Here is a 2,513-nt window from a genome sequence, read left to right on the forward strand (position 1 = left end):
GCTGCAGGAATTGTATTTCTGGCAGCATATGGAATTTACAGAATCTACCGGAAATATAAACAGAAGATGCCGGACGAAGAGATACAGGAGTCCAGCACTTTTCTGTGGAGAGAGGAAAGGGTAAAGAAACGAAAAAACAGACGAACAATCCGGGAACTTTTTACTGGCAGCAATAACATGAAAATAAGAAAGATGTATAAAAAATTCGTGAAAGGGAGAATGAAAAAGGGCAGAATTTTGCCGGCATCCTGTATGCCGGAAGAAATTCGAATAGAATTATTTCCCGAGGTATCCGGCGGACCGAAAATGACCGAATATTATGAGATGGCGAGATATGGCATTGGAGAATGTGACAGAAATACGGTAGAAGCAATGAAAGAGACTGCAGGAAGTGAACATAAATAAAGGCAGAAGAGTATTCGAATCTGAGTATACTCTTCTGTTTTTTACAAAAAACGGTCACATGTTCGATCGGATGTTGTTATGAAAGTGTTAACATGTTATAATAATTCTTAATATTAAAAGGATATTAAGATATAAGGATTATTTGAGGAAAAAAAGAAACTAAACATACAATCTATCTGGTGGAGGTAGTGTGAGATGATGAATGACAATAATCGGGATATGAGAGAAATACAGGGGAAAAGAAAATTCAGGTTTTATTTTCCGGATACCGGACTGGAAGAGTTCGCCAGGCAGGGAACGATAGTTGGAGTACCGGAGGCGGAGCAGCATCCACTTGGACTGCGCCATACATATCAGATTCTGGAGCAGGTCTATACAGAAATAAAAAAAGGCGGCTCGGAAGGTTATATGTTAAGGACAGATGAGGCGGGAACCATGAAGAATATCTATATGGAGGTATTCGACAAGGACCAGGCACAGGTATTTGTAAGAAACGGGGAAGGCAAGAGTCAGAGAGTTGTAATCAGTGAAAAGAAAACTTATGATATGCTGCAGGATTATATGGAGACCTTGAAAGAGGGGACAATGGTATATGAAAGAGAGGAAATGCTGGAGTATTTTGAAGCAGTTCTGAGGAAGTATAAGCGAAGAGAACGCGCCTGAGGCAGAATTTTATCATGGGATAAAATTATATATTTACACATCTCTTACAATAACGTATAATAGACCTAATGATTTTGTGTAGTATAGTATACAAAAAGATATTATGAGAGGTAAAACCATGAAGAGAAATGATATTCACAAAGTACTTATTATCGGTTCCGGTCCTATCATCATTGGACAGGCATGCGAATTTGACTATTCCGGAACACAGGCGTGTAAAGCGCTAAGAAACCTTGGTTATGAAATTGTTCTGGTAAATTCCAATCCGGCAACAATCATGACAGATCCGGAAACAGCGGATATTACTTATATTGAACCATTAAATGTGGAACGTCTGACTCAGATTATTGAAAAAGAACGTCCGGATGCGTTACTGCCAAACCTGGGTGGACAGTCCGGTCTGAATCTGTGTTCCGAACTGGCAAAAGCCGGTGTTTTGGAAAAATATGACGTAAAGGTTATCGGTGTTCAGGTAGATGCTATTGAGCGTGGAGAAGACCGTATCGAATTCAAAAAGGCTATGGACAGCCTGGGAATCGAAATGGCAAAAAGTGAAGTGGCATATACCGTAGAAGAGGCAGTGAAAATTGCTGACAATCTGGGTTATCCGGTAGTTCTGCGTCCTGCATATACCATGGGTGGTGCAGGCGGCGGACTGGTATATAATGTTGAAGAGTTAAAGACGGTATGTGCCAGAGGATTACAGGCAAGTCTGGTAGGCCAGGTATTAGTTGAAGAATCAATTCTCGGCTGGGAAGAGCTGGAATTAGAAGTTGTCCGTGATGCGAAGAACAACATGATTACAGTCTGCTTTATTGAAAATATTGATCCGCTGGGCGTTCATACAGGCGATTCTTTCTGTTCTGCACCGATGCTGACCATATCCGGAGAGGTTCAGAAAAGACTTCAGGAGCAGGCTTATAAAATCGTTGAAGCCATTGAAGTAATTGGTGGTACCAACGTACAGTTTGCACATGATCCGGTCAGTGACCGCATTATCGTAATTGAGATTAATCCAAGGACATCACGTTCATCTGCGCTGGCATCAAAAGCAACCGGGTTCCCTATTGCTCTGGTTTCCGCAATGCTTGCAAGTGGTTTGACTTTAGATGAAATTCCGTGCGGCAAGTATGGAACTCTGGACCAGTATGTTCCAGGCGGTGATTACATTGTAATTAAGTTTGCCCGCTGGGCGTTTGAGAAGTTTAAAGGATCTGAGGATAAGCTTGGAACCCAGATGCGTGCCGTTGGTGAAGTTATGAGTATCGGTAAGACTTATAAAGAAGCTTTCCAGAAGGCAATCAGAAGTCTTGAGACCGGCAGGTACGGACTTGGCAATGCAAAGGATTTTGCAACCAAGTCGAAGAAAGAACTTTTGAAAATGCTTGCCGTTCCTACAAGTGAACGTCAGTTTATTATGTATGAAGCATTGAGAAAAGGTGCTT

General features: G+C 41.6%; 3 protein-coding genes. All 3 read left to right on the forward strand.

The window, feature by feature from the left end:
• Nucleotides 1–405 (forward strand): hypothetical protein (locus tag RHS_RS27910; protein ID WP_047835028.1); only part of this gene is annotated, 405 nt, incomplete at its 5' end.
• A gap of 195 nt (nt 406–600) precedes the next feature.
• Entirely contained in the window at nt 601–1,068 is a 468-nt protein-coding gene (locus RHS_RS27915) for a hypothetical protein (RefSeq protein WP_027296069.1), read from the forward strand.
• Between the two features lie 118 nt (nt 1,069–1,186).
• Nucleotides 1,187–2,513 (forward strand): carbamoyl-phosphate synthase large subunit (gene carB, locus RHS_RS27920; RefSeq protein ID WP_047835029.1); only part of this gene is annotated, 1,327 nt, incomplete at its 3' end.

This window comes from Robinsoniella sp. RHS, assembly GCF_001029355.1.
In the GTDB taxonomy this organism is placed as follows: domain Bacteria; phylum Bacillota; class Clostridia; order Lachnospirales; family Lachnospiraceae; genus Robinsoniella; species Robinsoniella peoriensis.

Bases quoted from the DNA above. Each gene is read 5' to 3' on its own strand.
- RHS_RS27915 (WP_027296069.1), top strand. From the start codon at position 601: ATGATGAATGACAATAATCGGGATATGAGAGAAATACAGGGGAAAAGA.